This is a genomic window from Pseudomonas brassicacearum subsp. neoaurantiaca (genome assembly GCF_013608025.1).
Classification (GTDB): domain Bacteria; phylum Pseudomonadota; class Gammaproteobacteria; order Pseudomonadales; family Pseudomonadaceae; genus Aquipseudomonas.
Genome location: NZ_VDLV01000064.1, coordinates 19,273 through 35,453 on the forward strand (window position 1 = coordinate 19,273; position 16,181 = coordinate 35,453).

Annotated in this window: 18 protein-coding genes and 1 tRNA gene; 5 read left to right on the forward strand and 14 right to left on the reverse strand. The window is 59.8% G+C overall.

Features of this window, described 5'->3' with window-relative positions; all coding sequences use genetic code 11:
• Positions 1-3: 3 nt before the first annotated feature.
• The 3 genes from FHK92_RS26390 to vapB form a co-directional block, all read right to left on the reverse strand.
• Positions 4-777, reverse strand: coding sequence for an ABC transporter ATP-binding protein (locus FHK92_RS26390; RefSeq protein WP_030141495.1), 774 nt, complete (start codon positions 775-777; stop codon positions 4-6).
• 299 nt (positions 778-1,076) lie between these two features.
• A complete protein-coding gene (locus tag FHK92_RS26395) occupies positions 1,077-1,577 on the reverse strand; it encodes a hypothetical protein (RefSeq protein WP_181290718.1) in 501 nt (166 codons plus the stop codon).
• A gap of 74 nt (positions 1,578-1,651) precedes the next feature.
• On the reverse strand, positions 1,652-1,870 hold the full coding sequence (gene vapB / locus FHK92_RS26400; RefSeq protein ID WP_181290719.1) for a type II toxin-antitoxin system VapB family antitoxin: 219 nt from the start codon (positions 1,868-1,870) through the stop codon (positions 1,652-1,654).
• Positions 1,871-2,033: 163 nt separating this feature from the next.
• Here vapB and FHK92_RS26405 point away from each other — a divergent pair, with 163 nt between their 5' ends.
• Complete coding sequence (locus FHK92_RS26405; RefSeq protein ID WP_181290720.1) at positions 2,034-2,483, forward strand: carboxypeptidase regulatory-like domain-containing protein; 450 nt, start codon at positions 2,034-2,036, stop codon at positions 2,481-2,483.
• Positions 2,484-2,491: 8 nt separating this feature from the next.
• Here FHK92_RS26405 and FHK92_RS26410 read toward each other — a convergent pair whose 3' ends face one another.
• The 11 genes from FHK92_RS26410 to panM form a co-directional block, all read right to left on the reverse strand.
• Positions 2,492-2,938: a hypothetical protein gene (locus FHK92_RS26410; protein ID WP_181290721.1), complete on the reverse strand. Its 447-nt coding sequence runs from the start codon at positions 2,936-2,938 to the stop codon at positions 2,492-2,494.
• A gap of 40 nt (positions 2,939-2,978) precedes the next feature.
• Entirely contained in the window at positions 2,979-5,213 is a 2,235-nt protein-coding gene (locus FHK92_RS26415; RefSeq protein ID WP_181290722.1) for an ATP-binding protein, read from the reverse strand.
• Complete coding sequence (locus FHK92_RS26420; RefSeq protein ID WP_181290723.1) at positions 5,210-5,815, reverse strand: biliverdin-producing heme oxygenase; 606 nt, start codon at positions 5,813-5,815, stop codon at positions 5,210-5,212. Before FHK92_RS26420 ends, FHK92_RS26415 begins: the two co-directional genes overlap by 4 nt.
• Positions 5,816-5,914: 99 nt before the next feature.
• Positions 5,915-6,964 carry a PDDEXK nuclease domain-containing protein gene (locus tag FHK92_RS26425; protein ID WP_181290724.1) on the reverse strand — a complete coding sequence of 350 codons (1,050 nt, stop codon included), beginning with the start codon at positions 6,962-6,964 and terminating at the stop codon, positions 5,915-5,917.
• A 225-nt stretch (positions 6,965-7,189) separates the two neighbouring features.
• Complete coding sequence (locus tag FHK92_RS26430) at positions 7,190-7,597, reverse strand: hypothetical protein (RefSeq protein WP_181290725.1); 408 nt, start codon at positions 7,595-7,597, stop codon at positions 7,190-7,192.
• Positions 7,598-7,658: 61 nt separating this feature from the next.
• A complete protein-coding gene (locus FHK92_RS26435; RefSeq protein WP_181290726.1) occupies positions 7,659-7,988 on the reverse strand; it encodes a DHCW motif cupin fold protein in 330 nt (109 codons plus the stop codon).
• A 117-nt stretch (positions 7,989-8,105) separates the two neighbouring features.
• Positions 8,106-8,181 (reverse strand) — tRNA-Phe (locus tag FHK92_RS26440).
• Positions 8,182-8,283: 102 nt separating this feature from the next.
• Complete coding sequence (locus tag FHK92_RS26445) at positions 8,284-8,556, reverse strand: oxidative damage protection protein (protein ID WP_030141485.1); 273 nt, start codon at positions 8,554-8,556, stop codon at positions 8,284-8,286.
• Positions 8,553-9,620: an A/G-specific adenine glycosylase gene (mutY, locus tag FHK92_RS26450; RefSeq protein WP_181290727.1), complete on the reverse strand. Its 1,068-nt coding sequence runs from the start codon at positions 9,618-9,620 to the stop codon at positions 8,553-8,555. The genes FHK92_RS26445 and mutY overlap by 4 nt, the downstream gene beginning before the upstream one ends.
• Entirely contained in the window at positions 9,617-11,842 is a 2,226-nt protein-coding gene (locus FHK92_RS26455; RefSeq protein ID WP_181290728.1) for an AsmA family protein, read from the reverse strand. The genes mutY and FHK92_RS26455 overlap by 4 nt, the downstream gene beginning before the upstream one ends.
• Before the next feature lie 242 nt (positions 11,843-12,084).
• Positions 12,085-12,483, reverse strand: coding sequence for an aspartate 1-decarboxylase autocleavage activator PanM (gene panM / locus FHK92_RS26460; RefSeq protein ID WP_181290729.1), 399 nt, complete (start codon positions 12,481-12,483; stop codon positions 12,085-12,087).
• A gap of 261 nt (positions 12,484-12,744) precedes the next feature.
• Between panM and FHK92_RS26465 the strand changes: the two genes are divergently transcribed.
• From FHK92_RS26465 to FHK92_RS26480, 4 genes are all read left to right on the forward strand, one after another.
• Entirely contained in the window at positions 12,745-14,406 is a 1,662-nt protein-coding gene (locus tag FHK92_RS26465) for an OFA family MFS transporter (RefSeq protein WP_181290730.1), read from the forward strand.
• Between the two features lie 289 nt (positions 14,407-14,695).
• Entirely contained in the window at positions 14,696-15,289 is a 594-nt protein-coding gene (gene hisB, locus FHK92_RS26470) for an imidazoleglycerol-phosphate dehydratase HisB (RefSeq protein WP_003186751.1), read from the forward strand.
• On the forward strand, positions 15,289-15,927 hold the full coding sequence (hisH, locus tag FHK92_RS26475; RefSeq protein ID WP_181290731.1) for an imidazole glycerol phosphate synthase subunit HisH: 639 nt from the start codon (positions 15,289-15,291) through the stop codon (positions 15,925-15,927). Before hisB ends, hisH begins: the two co-directional genes overlap by 1 nt.
• Positions 15,927-16,181 (forward strand): DUF2164 domain-containing protein, encoded by a 255-nt coding sequence (locus FHK92_RS26480; RefSeq protein WP_003186749.1) that lies wholly within the window; start codon positions 15,927-15,929, stop codon positions 16,179-16,181. The genes hisH and FHK92_RS26480 overlap by 1 nt, the downstream gene beginning before the upstream one ends.

Here is a 16,181-nt window from a genome sequence, read left to right on the forward strand (position 1 = left end):
CCGTTAGCGGTTGCTGGACATGAATTGTTTGCAGCGTGCCGAAAGCGGGTTCTCGAAGACCTGCTGTGGCGATCCTTGCTCCTCGACCAGGCCCTGGTGCAGGAACACGACTTCGCTGGAGACCTGACGGGCGAAACCCATTTCATGGGTCACCAGCAACATCGTGCGACCCTCTTCGGCCAGGGCGCGGATCACACTAAGTACTTCCTGGACCATTTCCGGGTCAAGGGCGGAAGTCGGCTCGTCGAACAGAATCACTTTGGGCTGCATCGCCAGTGTGCGGGCGATGGCGGCACGTTGCTGCTGGCCGCCGGACAGTTCGGCCGGGTAGGCATGGCGCTTGTCGGCGATGCCGACCTTGGCCAGCAATGCCTCGGCGACTTCGATGGCTTCGGCCTTGCTCTGGCCGAGCACCCGGCGTGGGGCTTCGATGATGTTGTCGAGCACGCTCATGTGCGGCCAGAGATTAAAGTTTTGAAATACAAAACCAATCTCGCTGCGCATGCGATTGATCTGCTTGCCGTCGGCGGCCATCAGTTCACCGTTTTTCGCAGCCTTGAGCTTGAGCTCTTCACCTGCCACGAGAATCTGGCCCTGGTTGGGATTTTCCAACAGGTTGATGCAACGCAGGAACGTGGATTTGCCGGAGCCGGAGGAACCCAGGATCGAGATCACGTCGCCGTCGCGGGCGGTCAGCGAGACGCCTTTGAGCACCTCCAACTGTCCGTAGCGTTTATGCAGGTTGCGGATTTCAAGCGCGGGCGTGGCCTGGGCCATGTGCGGTCCTCATGATATGTGCTCCCTGGCTGTTGGCAGCCTTCCTGGCGAGGCGGCCAAGCTAGCATGCGTCCGAATGACAGCCAACAGCGCTTCGGGCGGTAAGCCGATGATGTGTGGCAGGTTGTCGCATCGACACAGCAGACTGTCGCGCCGTCAACAACCGAACGGCTGTTTGAACCATGCACACCGGCGAAATGCCCGGGGAGTCGCGTAAAAAAAGGCGCGATGGTGCCAGCTTTGGGCGGGGGTGGGAAGGGTTAACCGGATGAGCGTCGCCGCAATGAAAAGTCTGTTGATTATTCAGGAGCGTCCTTAAGATCCCACAGTATCTTTAGAACCTCTTTGAAGCTGGCTTGTGCAGTTTCGAAATCCGCCTGTACTTCAGGGCTGAGAAGCCACTGCTCCGCTGCTTCCTGATCGATATCGTCAGCCCACGTTCGGTAAGCGATCAGGGTGTCCTCGGTCAGAAGCTGGACTGCCATGGCTTCGTTTTCAGCATTTTCATTATCTAGCAGCTCGGGCTGTTCATTCGTCATGGCAAAGAGCAAGCCCATCATCCTGACCATCATATCGACGCGCCCGGTCTCTTCTTCGGCGTCTCGCATCTCATAAAAAAGCGACAAAAAGTCCCTGGGGAGTGCTTCGAACTCATCCTGCAAGGCGTCCGGAAAATACGGATCGTCGTAGTTGGGGAGATCGAAGGTGGCGGAAGCAGGCTTTGTACGACTGACCCGTAGTTGCTTGGCTTTTGCTTTGGCACGCTTGGCGCGCTTCTGTTGCTTGTTTGCGGAGGCCATGGGCGTGGTTCCGTTATTTGTCAGGGAAAGTTAGATGTTTGGTATCGAGCATGACACTCGATCAGCAGGCAGATTCATGCTCCTTTGGCAGGCTGCTTACGTCCCGCCATAAAATCTGCTGTCGCGCTGTCGCCATCGAACCAGCTGTCCCACGTTTCGCCGGCCGGAGTGATAATTCGCGCTCTGCCTATGACGGTTACATCGACGCGTTTAACGTCGCCGGGCATCGCCACTGCTTTGGGTAGCTGGACCGCTTGGCCGCGGTGGCTCATAAAAAGCGTGGTTCGTACCATTTGCGATTTCTCCGCTAAATGCAGTTAAAAGAATAGGTTGATGAAGGGATATACCGGGTGCGATCCGTCCTAATCGCTAGTCCCAATCGATCTAAACGTTAGCGCATGACTGTGCTCCAAGAAGGACTCATGTGAGTTGTTTCCAGGACCTGGAGTTCTCCCCATGAAGCTCACTCATTATTTAGTATTGCCATTCATCGCCATCAGCATGCTGCTGTTTCCCCTCGCGCTAGACGCCACCAACCTCACGCCCATCGACAACACAGGCGTCCAGGTCCAGCCCATGCAGCAGAACGGTATCACCTACCTGTCCGGCGGTATCGGCGAGGATGAAGCCCGAGCCATCGGGCAGGCCCAGGGCTACAACTTGCACATGACCTTTGCGATCGGCCCGGAGAACAAGTACGTCCCGGATGTGGACGTGACTGTGCAGAACGCATCGGGACAGACATTGCTGACGCTTAGCGATGCAGGCCCGTTGGTGTATGTACAGTTGCCACCGGGCAAGTACACGGTGGCGGCGACGCGTAACGGCGAGGAGCGTCGCGACACCGCTGAAGTAGGCAGCGGGGCCGCGCGCAAGCTGGTGTTCCATTGGAACAGCAGCGAGTAGCCGAGGGCTTACTCGCTGGCGGATGTTTCCATCGATTGGCGATAACGGTCCAGCGCCTCGCTGAAGTCCTTGATGAACTCCGGCGTGCTGAGCCAGCGCTGTGCCGCCTCGCGGTCCATGTCGTCGGCCCACATGCGGTAGTCGACGAGCATGTCGGCGGCCAGGTTGGTGGCGGCCATGCTTTCGTTTTCGGCGTTCTTCAGGTCCAGCAGGCCCGGGCGCTCGATGATCATTTCGCTGACGTTTGCCAGCAACGTGTCGAGCATTTCGCTACGGCTGACGGCCTCGGCTTCGCGCAGCTTGGCAAACAGCTCCAGCACGTAGACTGGGGGCTGTGCGGTGGCGTGAGCCGGATCGCCATACATGGGAATGGATTTACGCCCGGTCATGCGGATCTGCTTGGCTTTGTCTTTGGCACGCTTGGCGCGTTTCTGCTGTTTGTTCAGTGAGGCCATTGGGCTTCGGTTTCCAATTCGTTAAGGGACGGTGCCCGGCTCAATCGATTTTCGGCACGGTGAAGCGGAACTCGCTGCCCTTGCCTGGCTGGCTTTCGGCGTGCAGTTTACCGCCATGCGCCTGGACAATCCCCTTGGAAATATACAGCCCCAGCCCGGTGCCGTTCGGGTTGCCTTCCTTGGTCGTCCAGTAGCGATCGAAAACATGAGGCAACTGCTCTGGTGCGATGCCTTCACCGGTGTCACGAACGCTGAAGACGATTTCATCGCCCACTGACATTGCGCTGACGCCGACGCGACCTTGCTGCGGCGTGAACTTGATCGCATTGCCGATGAGGTTGGACAGTACCTGGAACAGGCGCTCCGGGTCGGCGTTGATCTTCAGGTTGGGCTCGGCCTGGAAAGAGATGTCGATCGCCTTGGCGGAGGCCAGCGGCGAGAGCAATGAACACGCGTCCTCGAATATTTGGCTGACGTCCATGGGCTTGGGATGGATGGTGTAGCGCCCGGCATCGATGCGCGAGGTGTCGAGCAAGTCTTCCAGCAGCGCGTTCATGCGGCTGGTGGCCTGTTGCATGGTGTCGATGGCCGAGGCAATTCGCTTTGAGCTGTGGGAGCCGTCGGAGCTGAAGGCCTTTTGCATCATGCCGCAGAGCATGGAAATGACCGTCATCGGGCTGCGCAGGTCATGGGAGACGACAGCCACCAGGTCATCGCGCGCTTGCACCGCCTGGCGTTCCTTGCGCACTTGTCGGGCCAGGTCGTTCTCCAGGGCCGAGCGGCGCAGGTCATTGGCGGCGAACAGGTCTCCGTGGCTCCATTTGGCGCTGATGCCGTCCATCTCGATTTTCCAGATTTCGAATGACGTGCGCGGCCGCAGGCGCATACCGGCCTCGCTGGTTTCCAGGTCCAGGGGTTTTTGTGGGTCGCCGCTCCAATTGATGGTCTGCTTCACTTCGGGGCGGAACCAAAGCACGCCGTTTTCCACGGGCTTGGGCAAATGAATCGCCAGTACGCCACTCGCCACATCCTGATAGGCCTTGGCCGGTGCGAAAACGCTGCCCAGGTTGTGGTGGGAGTAGACCGGCTGGCCTGTTTCCGTGATCCACTTGTGCAGCTCGCGGATCTGCTCCGGTTCCGGGCATTGGCCGTGGCGATGCAGCTTGTTGTCCTCGAGAATCGCTACGCCATTGGCGCCGGTGAGGTCCATCAGGCGTTGCGGCTCGCGGCACAAACCGTCGAAAACGTTTTCGCTGGACTCGGCCATGACGGTGGCAAGCGCCTGTAGGTCCTTAAGCTTGGCGTCCCGTTGGCGGGTCAGCTCAAGGGTTTCCATGGCGCTGATCTGCAGCGACAGGATCTGCCCGATGGTCTGGCAGGCCATGCGCATTTCGTGGGGCACAAGCAGCGGCTGGCGATTGCCGCAGCTGATCAGTCCCCACAAACGATCACCTTTCATCAGCGAGATGCTCATGGACGAGAGCACGCCCATGTTCTTCATGTATTGACGATGGATTGGCGAGACGCTGCGCAAGGTGGAAAAGCTCAGGTCCAGTGGCGCCTCGGTATCGGGACGCAGCTCGGGCACCAGCGGTACCGGCGTGTATTCGGCGTTGGGGATGATGCGCAGCCAGTTGGTGCGGTACAGCTCGCGGGCCTGTTCCGGAATGTCCGACGCAGGGAAAAACAAGCCCTTGTAGAGCTCCATTGACGGCGCGCTGGCCTCGGCGATGACCTGCCCATGACCTTCCTCCTCGAAGCGATAGATCAGCACGCGGTCGTAGCCGGTCATGGCCTGGATTTCGCGCACGCTGATTTCGTAGAGAGCCTGAAGGTTTTTTGCGCTTTGCAGGCGCTGCAGCATGCGGCCCAGGTTGGCCTCGCCGCTGACGCCCTCGGGACGGTAATCGCTCAGGTGTTGTTCTAACTCGATGATCAGGGCGCCCTGATGGCGGTGCACCAAGGCATCAAAACGCTGCTGGTTTGCGACGATGGCCACTGGCGCGCTGTCGTTTTCCGGGGCGGAGCGACAGGCAACGAGGATTGCCTCTGCCTGTTCCAGGCCCAGCAATACATCCAATGTCTGGCCCAACAGCCTGTGGGGATCCTGGCCCATCAACTGCAATACGTTGGCGCTGACCTGGCGGATCGTGAAATCGGGCTCGGACAGCATCAACAACACGCCATGAGGCTGGATGGCCCCGGGGAAGCGGATCGGTTCGTCTGCGCAATTGGCCAGCAGTTCTTCGAAGACTTCCTTGTTTTCCGGGGTCATGACAATACCTTTTGGCTGTCCAGCCAGCGTTCGAAATAAGTAAAGGTCGCCTTGGCGGCGTGTGTGACTTCGAGCGTCTGCGCCACGCCAAGGTTCCTGTCGTCCAGGTAGCGCAGGAAATCCTTCCAGCGCCGACCGGTGAGTTCGCCATAAACGTTGAGAAAGGCCGCGCCACCGGACGCATCGAGACCTAGCTGCTCGGCCACTCTGCGCCGCAGGATCTGCCCGCCTAGGGTCGCCCCTTCCAGCACATAGGAAACGCCAAGGGCGGCGGCCCGGGAATCGATCTGCGGCAGCTCCCGGCAAACAGGAAGAGCCTCGATAGCGGCAGCATCCATGCCCAGCACGATGAGGTCGGCGCGTAACACCGGGACCTTGATGCGCTGGGATTGATCCAGCCCGCTCGGAATCAGCGCCAACATCTGAAGCCGTTGCTCCAATGGCTGATAAAAACCGTAATAGGCCGCCATCACGCGTCGGTACCGATCCAGGTCCAGCTGCTGCGAGAAAAACGGCAGGCGTTTTTCCAGGGCGACGTGCAATTCAGCGGTTTCAGTCCGCAATGCCTGGATCAGTGAGGGAGGAGAGGCGACCGGTGACATGCAGGACGAAGCTCGTTGAATGGCGCGTTGCTGGAAAAAAAGCGCATCAATGTTACATGGGTTTTTCGAGCCTGCGACCATCGGCATCGTTCTGATTTTTCAGGTCGCCGCATCCGATGGTCCTTGCACCAATCGCACCCGTTCGCGATCCAGCGCCTGGCGCAGTTCTTCTTCGGTGGGGAGCACTGTTTGGTACTGGCTGGCAAATAGTTGCTCGTTTCCCTGCAGCACGGAATAGCGCACCACCGACTCATCCTTCTGGGCACAAAGAATGATGCCAACGGTGGGTTTGTCGTCGGAGCCGCGCCTGAGGTCATCGTAAAGCCGGACATACATGTCCATCTGGCCAATGTCCTGGTGGGTGAGCTCGCCACGTTTGAGGTCGACGATGACGAAGCACTTGAGCACGTAGTTGTAGAAAACCAGGTCGAGATAGAAGTCCTTGCTTTCGGTACTGATGCGCTGTTGACGGGCAACGAAGGCGAAACCTTTGCCAAGCTCCAGAAGAAAGCCCTGCAGTTGATCGATCAAGGCTTGTTCCAGATCGGTTTCTTGAAGCATGCCGGCATTGGGTACGCCGAGGAATTCCAGGACCACCGGATCCCTGACGATGTCCCTGGGGCCAAAATCCAGTTTCCCTATATTGGTGATTGCTTCCTGCTCCACCGCACGCCGGTCGCGGCTTGCCAGGAGGCGCTCGTAATAGAAGGTGCCAATCTGGCGTTCCAGGGCGCGGGTGGACCAGTTTTGGGTGGCGGTTTCGTTCATGTACCAATGGCGAGTGCTGTCGCGTTCTATGCGCAGAAGCGTCCGGTAATGAGTCCAACTCAATTCGGTACGCACTGCGTTCCAAATTGGGAATTTTTGATAAAAGTCCCGCATGTGCCGCAGATTGCGCTCATCGAAACCTTTCCCAAACCGCGCCGTCAGCACCTTCGCCAACGAAGGCAGCAACTTTGCTCCGTAGACCGCTCGTTCGGCTCCTCCTTGCTCGAATTCGATGATGTGCCGGCCGATCTGCCAGCAGGTCTGGACCTGGAGGGTGTCCACGGCACGCAGGACTTTCTGGCGTGCCTGGCGAATCAGTTCGCCGAGTTCGTTGATTAAAGGGGCAAGCTGCGGGTCTTCTTGAGGCAGTGACGAGGTCATCGAAGTGTCCAGCCGTTGAGAGGAGGGGGCGGACCAGAAGGATGCTCCAGAGCAAGTTTCGATGATGCCGGACGCGGCTGATTGCTTGGGTGGAAAAGACGCGGATTCGTGCAGGACGGTTTTGACGCGACCTGAGATCGGTTAACCCGGCGTGTGGGAAATGATCCTTAGAGATTGTCATCCACCTTCAGCGCCCTCATTGCGAAAGCGCTGGCGGCGTGATGATCAGTCCTGGCCTTGCGCAATCGCCTGGGACGCAGCCACGTAATCGGCCTGGAATTGCTTGCTTTCCACCCAGTCCAGTGCGGCCTGTTCGTCGACTCCGGTGGTCAGACGACGGTATTCGATCAATGCGGTAATGATGAAGTCGGTCGCTTCTTCTTCACCTTCCTGTTCCAGCACCAGCGCCAGCAGTGGGTGCGCCAGGAATGCTTCGCACATTGCCTGCTGACTGACCTTTTCGGCGGCGCTCATGATTTGGAACAAATCCGACAAGTCCACGGTTTCCAGATCGATGCGTTCATCGTTCGGGTCCAGGAAGTCGTTCGGCGCAGCAGCTCGCTGGATGCGGTTCTTCTTGGCTTTCGCCTTGGCGCGCTGGTTGCGTTTCTGCTGCTTGTTCGCCGATGACATGGTCGGATTCCTGATGAATAAGGCCGCTTATCCTACAGCTTCAGCGCGAGCGCTTCGAATCTCAATCCACTATGAAGAGCGTGGCCCCAGGTGCAGTCGAGGAGCGATGGGGTTCCGCCTGGTCGGCCACTTGGTAGCTCATGCCTGGCTTGAGTAGAAATTGCCGGCCATCGTCGAGCTCGGTGTTCAACTCACCCTTGAGGCAAAACAGGATGTGGCCCTTGGTGCACCAATGATCGGCCAGATAACCCGCCGTGTACTCCACCATCCGTACCCGGATGTTCCCGAACTGCTGCGTGCGCCAATAGGCGGTTCCGGTAATGCCTTTATGTTCGGTGGGCTCGATGGTTGACCAATCGGTGGTGCCGAAGGGGATGCCGGTGATATCCATGTCGACTCGCTTGCGAGGAGGGGAGCGGACGAATGTAGCTGAGTCGCCCGGCCACAGGAAGAAAATCACAGGCAATAAAAAACCCCGATCAATTTCTTGATCGGGGTTTTCGGTATTTGGTGCCCAGAGACGGAATCGAACCGCCGACACGGGGATTTTCAATCCCCTGCTCTACCGACTGAGCTATCTGGGCAACGGGGCGCATTAAACGGGTTTTTCAGGGGGGCGTCAAGCGAGTTATCAAAAAATATTTAATTATTACCGTCGCTTACGATTCGCCCCCGCGCTGGACGGCTTATTCGGACGGCGGCACGTAGCCTTCCGCCTTGGCGTATTCTTCGCCGGAAAAGAACTTTTCCATCTCGCCTTGAAGGTACTTGCGGTCCTCGGCGTTCATCATGTTCAGGCGTTTTTCATTGATCAGCAGGGTCTGGTGTTTCTGCCAGTCGCCCCAGGCCTTGGCAGAAACGTTGTCGTAGATGTCCTGGCCCTTGGCGCCGGGGAATGGTGCGCGCTCCAGGCCTTCCAATTGTTCTTTGTACTTGCGGCACATGATGGTGCGGGTCATTGCAACTCTCCTGCGTTCAATACGGCGGCCGCGCGTTCAAGCAACGTCTTGACCGGGGCGGCGAGGCCCAGGCGCGGCGGGGTGGCGAGGTTATACCAGAGCCAGTCGGCCTCGGCCACGTGATGGCCGGTTTCCCGGACCCGGACCAGCCAGGGTTCGATTGCCAACTGGAAATGGCTGAAAGTATGTATCAGGCTCGGCATTGCCTGCTGGCTGCCCAGTTCCAGCGAGTGTTGCAGGGCCAGGTGCTGGAGGTCGCCGAGATCGTCGAGTTCCGGCAGGCTCCACAGTCCGCCCCATAATCCCGTGGAAGGGCGGCGGTAAAGCAGGATCGCACCCTCGTGGTTGGCCAGCATTGGCATCAACGTGCGCTTTTTAGGCACTTCCTTGCGCGGCTTGGGAATCGGATAACGGGTCTCCAGGCCCAGCATGTGCGCTTCGCAGCCTTGCTTCAGCGGGCAGAGCAGGCAACTGGGCTTGCTGCGGGTGCAGAGTGTGGCGCCCAGGTCCATCATCGCTTGGGTGTAGGCGTTGACGCGATCCTGTGGCGTGAAGCGCTCGGCGGTCGCCCACAGCTGTTTCGCAACCTTGGGTTCGCCCGGGTAGCCTTCCTGGGCGGTGAAGCGCGCCAGCACCCGTTTGACGTTGCCGTCGAGGATCGGCGCCCGCAGGCCCATGCTGATGCTGGCGATGGCGCCGGCGGTGGATAGGCCGATTCCCGGCAGTTCGGTGAGTTTCTCAACGTCCCGGGGGAATTCGCCGCCGTATTGCTCGACAACGATTTTCGCGGTTTTCTGCAGGTTGCGCGCGCGAGTGTAGTAACCCAGTCCGGTCCACAGGTGCAGCACTTCATCCTCCGGCGCGGTGGCGAGGGCTTCGACGGTGGGCAGCGCGGCCATGAAGCGATCGAAATAACCGAGCACGGTGCTGACCTGGGTCTGCTGCAGCATGATCTCCGAGACCCACACCCGATAGGGGGTGATGCCTTGTTGCCAAGGCAGGTCATGGCGTCCGTGACGGTCGAACCAATCCAGTACGGCGGTGGAAAACTGCTCGGATGTCATCGCTTGAACAGCCCCTTGAGCGCGTCTTTCAGCTCAGGACTGACCTTGTCGCCCAGCTTCTCGTCGATCTTGTCGCCGAGACGGTCGCCGGCCAGTTTCGCCGCGACCTTGCCCAGCCCGTCGTTGTCCAGGCGGCACGCCTTCGCTCCCAGCTCCAGTGGGCCACGGCAGCGCAACGGCCACTCTACATCGACGTAGCGTTCGTTGACCTGGCAGGCCGGGTCGGGCATGTCGCTCTTGTCGCCTTCGACGATGACTCCGACGCGGTAGTCCATGCCCAGCACGCGCAAGTCGATGTCGCCATTGCCGTTGACGGTCATGCCGGGGATGCGCACTTTCAGGTCCGGGTTGCTGGCAACACCGTTGTTGAACGTGAGGTTACCGTTGAGCTGTCGGAACGGCGTGTCCTTGCCTCGCGGTTCGCCGCTGAGCGTCTTGCGGTTCAGCGTGGCGATGCCTTTGCACAACTGCTGCTCAAGGTTGGCGTTGAGCAGCACGCCGTCGTTGATGACGAATCCGGCGTTGCCGTTGAGACTGTCGATCAGGGCCTTCTGGCTGTTGCCACTGGCGGTCACTGCGCTGTTGAGCGTGACCAATCCCTTGACGGGTGGACTCTTGCCCTGGCTTTCGATGATCTTTTCAGCTGGCACCCGGTTGATCTTGGTTTGCAGGCCCACTTGTGGCGTGGGCTGACGAACGTCCAGCGTGCCCTTGGCCTCGAAGTTGCCGCTGTACAGGTCGCCCCGCAGATTCTCCAGGGTCAGGAGGCCGCCTTGGCCGGTGGCCTTGAGGGCGGCATTCTGGATTGGCAGCTTGTCGAGGGTTAGTTGGCCGAAGGTCAGGTCGGCATCGATATCCAGCTTGCTCAGGCGCTCCACCGGGAACAACCGGTCATTGCTCCAGGCGCCCTGGGTCGGGGCGTTGGGCAGTGGTGTGCTGCCAGCGCCGGCCATGGCGCTGGCCTCGGTGTTGCTGACTTCCGCTTCACGGGCTGCCTTGGCGCTGTCGGCTTCGGCGGACTTGGGTGGCAAGTAGCGATCGACATTGAAGGTGTCGGCCTTGAGTTGCGCGCGAAGCGACTGTTTGGCGAAGTCCTCCACGGCGATACGGCCGCTGAAGTTGCTGTCATCCAGCTTGAGATTGATGTCGTTGAATTCGACGCTGGTCGGCGTGGCTGCAACGCGGCTCGCCAGTTCGACCTTGGTCAGGCTGCCTTGCGCCATGGCCGGGAGTTTCTGGCCGACACTGTCGACGAAACTCGCGAGGTCGAACTGGGCGATCGAAATGCCGCCGTTCAGTTGCGGCGTCTTGTCGAGATCGTTGACTTTCAGCTCGCCCAACGCGCGCAACTGGTTGAGGGAAAGCTTGATGCCGGTCCATTCCGCGACGTTTGCCGCGCGGTCCAGGGACAATTGGCCTTGGGCTGCGAAGCTGACTGTCTTGCCTTGCAGCGGATCGCCAGTGGCTTCGCCGGACAACTTCAGGTCTTCGAATCGGTAGCGCTGCACGGCGCGTTCGAAGCGCAGCTCACCCGTCATCTCGGTGCGCACGCGCACGGCGGGCTGATTGCTCGACAGGAACGCCGTGAGGGTGACCGGAATGTTGGTCGAGTCATGGACCGGTCCGGTGCTCAGCTGGATACTTTCGGCGGTGAACTGCTTGCCGGTCTGTTCGTCGGTGTACTCGACCCGGGCGTTGTTGACGGTCAGGCTGTCGATGTCCAGGCGCGTAGGCTGCGCGGGTTTTTCTGCCGGTGCGTTGGCCGGTGGGGCGGGCTGCTCGACCGGCGTCGGCGCGCCCTTGGTCGATGCGGATGCGGGCGCTTTGCCGATGTCCTGCCAGTTGCCGTGGCCGTTCTTGTCACGGTTGAGGCGCAGGTTCAGGCCTTCGACTCGGACATCGCTCATCTGCACTTCGCGGCGCAGCAACGGCATGACCCGCACCGACAGGCCGAGCATCTGCAGATCGGCGAAAGGCTGCGTCGGATTGGCCAGGGTGGCGACGCTGGCTTCGTGCAGTTCCAGGCCCAGCCACGGGAACAGACTCCAGCCAATATCCCCATTGAGCGTCAGCTCGATGTGGGCTTTGTCGCGGGCTATCTGGCGAATTTCTTCCTTGTAGTCGTTGGGATCGAAGAGGTGGGTCAGGGCAAAGCCCAGGGCCACAATGATCAGCAACAGCCCGAGAAGTACCAGACCCAGGATTTTGCCGAACGCTTTCATGGGCGAATCCTTGTAGGTTGAGTTCAAGTTTTGCCTGGGAGTATAACGTCCCGGGTTGGTGGAGCGTTGGGTGATCGATTTTTCGACCTGCCGTTAACCGGCCAGACGCGGTCCCGTGCCGAGGGAGCTTGCTCCCGCTGGGCTGCGAAGCGGCCCCAAACCAGGCGAATCGGTATACCCGGTGGATTCAGTTGTGGGGAGCTGCGCTCCCAGCGGGAGCAAGCTCCCTCGCCACAGGTGTGCTAGCAAATATCCAGCGGCAACTTCAATTTCGCCGCCAGTGCCTGGGCTTCCAGATGCCCGGCAGGCGCCTGAAGCCGAAGCTCGGCATTATCTTGCTGGGCCATCCTCCGGGCCTCGCTCACCAACCGCTCAGCCACGCCCCGGCGGCGCGTGATATTTCGTACGCATAGGTGGGACAAGCGCCAGGCGTTCTGGTGCCGTTGCAGCCGTGCGGCACCGAGCAGGCGATCATTGAAACGTGCCGCGATCAACGAACCTTCCTCCAGGCATCCTGCGATCAGTTGCGTGGCGTCGCTGAACGGCGCGAACAGCCAGGCCGGGGCGTCCCGATAGATTTTCTGCAGGTCCTGCTGGTCCTGATGAGTGGCTTGTTCCAGGTGCTCGACAACGATGGGCATGGAAATTCCTGAAAAATAAACGCATGGCCCCCTACAGAAAGCGGGCAGAGGCGCGATAAGACGAATGACAGGAAAAAGGTGATAGCACTTTGGTTTTTCTGTCACGAGCAAATGGTAACCTTTGTCAGTTCGTCCGTCCTTCTGCGACGTGATGTCGCACTAAAATGGAGCTTCACTGCAAAATACAGTCATGCCTGCGTGCAATGAAGGCTGAGGGTGAAGTGTGGCTGGCGAACCATTCTAATAACTGGGGGATACACAATGAGCACAAGCATTACGGCCGGCGGCGTCGCCGACCAGCCTGCGTTCCTCTCCAAGGAACGCATTATTGCCAAGCCCGGCTTCAACCGTTGGCTGGTTCCACCGGCCGCGCTGGCCATCCACCTCTGCATCGGCATGGCCTATGGCTTCTCGGTGTTCTGGTTGCCACTGTCCAAGGCCTTGGGTATCACCAAGCCTGTGGCCTGTGCACCGGACATGAGTTTCATCTCGCAAGTCTTTTCGTCCCAATGTGACTGGCCGATCTCGATGCTCGGCTGGATCTACACCCTGTTCTTCATCTTCCTGGGTTGCTCGGCAGCGATCTGGGGCGGCTGGCTGGAACATGCCGGTCCGCGCAAGGCTGGCGTTGTCTCGGCCCTGTGCTGGTGTGGCGGCCTGTTGATTTCCGCGCTGGGCATCTATACCCACCAGATCTGGCTGATGTGGGTCGGCTCTGGTGTGATCGGTGGTATCGGCCTGGGCCTGGGCTATATCTCGCCAGTGTCCACGCTGATCAAGTGGTTCCCGGACAAGCGCGGCATGGCGACCGGCATGGCAATCATGGGCTTCGGTGGCGGCGCGATGGTAGGGGCTCCACTGGCTGCCGCGTTGATGAGCCATTTCGCTTCGCCGACCGAGGTGGGTGTATGGCAGAGCTTCCTGGTGATGGCTGCGATCTATTTCGTGTTCATGATCGGTGGCGCCCTGTCGTACCGCGTCCCGCCAACCGGCTGGAAGCCTGAAGGCTGGGCCCCGGCACCGAAAAAAGCCGCGAACGCGATGATCACTCATCGCCACGTTCATGTGAACGTTGCCTGGAAAACTCCGCAATTCCGTCTGGTCTGGCTGGTGCTGTGCCTGAACGTATCGGCCGGTATCGGCATCCTCGGCATGGCTTCGCCACTGTTGCAGGAAGTGTTCGGTGGCAAATTGCTCGGCAACGACCTTCCTTTTGGTCAGCTGGACGCTGCGCAACTGGGTCAGATCGCTGCGATCGCGGCCGGTTTCACGGGCCTGTTGAGCCTGTTCAACATCGGTGGCCGGTTCTTCTGGGCGTCCTTCTCGGACTACCTGGGCCGCAAAAATACCTACTTCGTGTTCTTCGCCCTGGGTGTTGCCCTGTACTCGCTGATCCCGAACCTCGGTCACCTGGGCAGCGTCGCGCTGTTCGTGGCGGCGTTCTGCATCATCCTGTCGATGTACGGCGGCGGCTTTGCCACTGTGCCGGCCTACCTGGCGGACCTGTTCGGTACGCAAATGGTTGGCGCAATCCACGGTCGTCTGTTGACTGCTTGGGCGGCAGCAGGCGTGCTGGGTCCGGTGCTGGTGAACTACCTGCGTGAATATCAGCTGAGCATCGGCGTTGAGCGCGCCGCGGCCTATGACATCACCTTGTACATCCTGGCCGGGCTCCTGGTGCTGGGCTTCCTTTGCAACCTGATGGTCCGTCCGGTCGCCGACAAATACTTCATGACCGACGCCGAACTGGCCGCCGAGCAGGCGCTGGGCCATGACAAGGGCGCCGACAGCACCACTTCGCTGGAGTGGAAAGCCGCACCGGGCACCAAGCCCCTGGCGATCGCCGCCTGGCTGGTAGTGGGCATTCCGTTAGCGTGGGGCGTGTGGGTGACCCTGCAGAAGACGGCAGTGTTGTTCCACTAAGCGACAATGTGGATAGGCCCGAATCCATCGGAGACGGGTCAACCCTGTGGGAGCGGGCTTGCTCGCGAAGGCGGTTTATCAGAGACATCAATGTCGGCTGGTACATCGCTTTCGCGAGCAGGCTCGCTCCCACAGTCGTTATGGGTGAGGGCAAACGCTTGTATGCACATGTCTATCCCCGACCACACGGGTTTCAGCCCGTCAGTGATGTCACCTCTTTTGTTTCTGTTTGCCGCTCGCGCCCCTATAATGGCTGCCTTTTTCGCCCAATGATTTTGCGGAGCTGGTGATGGCCGAACGTAAGGCGTCTGTCGAGCGCGACACTCTGGAAACCCAGATCAAAGCCTCGATCAACCTGGATGGCACCGGAAAGGCCCGGTTTGATATCGGCGTGCCTTTTCTTGAGCACATGCTGGACCAGATCGCCCGTCACGGGCTGATCGACCTGGATATCGTCAGCAAGGGCGACCTGCATATCGACGACCACCACACGGTGGAAGACGTCGGGATCACCCTGGGCCAGGCCTTTACCAAAGCCATCGGCGACAAGAAGGGCATCCGTCGCTACGGCCATGCCTACGTGCCGCTCGATGAAGCGCTGTCGCGCGTGGTCATCGATTTCTCCGGCCGCCCTGGCTTGCAGATGCATGTGCCCTACACCCGCGCTACCGTCGGCGGCTTCGACGTCGACCTGTTCCAGGAATTCTTCCAGGGCTTCGTCAATCACGCCAACGTGACCCTGCACATCGACAACCTGCGCGGGCACAACACCCATCACCAGATCGAAACCGTGTTCAAGGCTTTCGGCCGCGCGCTGCGCATGGCCGTCGAGCTCGATGACCGCATGGCCGGCCAGATGCCTTCCACCAAGGGCGTGCTGTAATGCAGACGGTTGCGGTTATCGACTACGGCATGGGCAACCTGCACTCGGTGGCCAAGGCCCTCGAGCACGTGGGTGCCGGCAAGGTGCTGATCACCAGCGATGCCGACGTGATTCGCGAAGCCGACCGGGTGGTATTCCCCGGCGTTGGCGCGATTCGCGATTGCATGGCCGAGATTCGTCGCCTGGGTTTCGACAAGCTGGTGCACGAAGTCAGCCAGGACCGTCCGTTCCTCGGTATCTGCGTGGGCATGCAAGCCTTGCTCGATCGCAGTGAAGAAAACGACGGTGTCGATTGCATTTCCATGTTCCCCGGCCAGGTGAAGTTTTTCGGCAAGGACCTGCACGAAGACGGCGAGCACTTGAAAGTTCCGCACATGGGCTGGAACGAAGTGAAGCAGACGGTCGACCATCCGCTGTGGCACAACATCCCGGACCTGGCGCGCTTCTATTTCGTGCACAGCTACTACATCGCCGCCGGTAATGCGCGGCAGGTGGTGGGCAGCGGTCACTATGGCGTCGATTTTGCCGCGGCCCTGGCCGATGGCTCGCGCTTCGCCGTGCAGTTCCACCCGGAGAAGAGCCATACCCATGGCCTGCAGTTGCTGCAGAACTTCGCGGCGTGGGACGGTCGCTGGTAATGGCCCGCAAGAAACCGCCGATCCTCACCCTCACGCCTGAACAGGAAAGTGAAGCGAACCGCAAGATCCAGCGGTTCATGGAGGAGCGCTTCGAACTGGACCTGGGTTCGTTCGAAGCGGCGGAAATTCTTGACCTGTTTACCCGCGAAATTGCTCCGCACTATTACAACAGGGCGATTTTCGATGTGCAGACGCACCTTAAAGAAAGGTTCGAAAGCATTGAAAGCGACTTGTGGGCGCTCGAGAAAAACTGA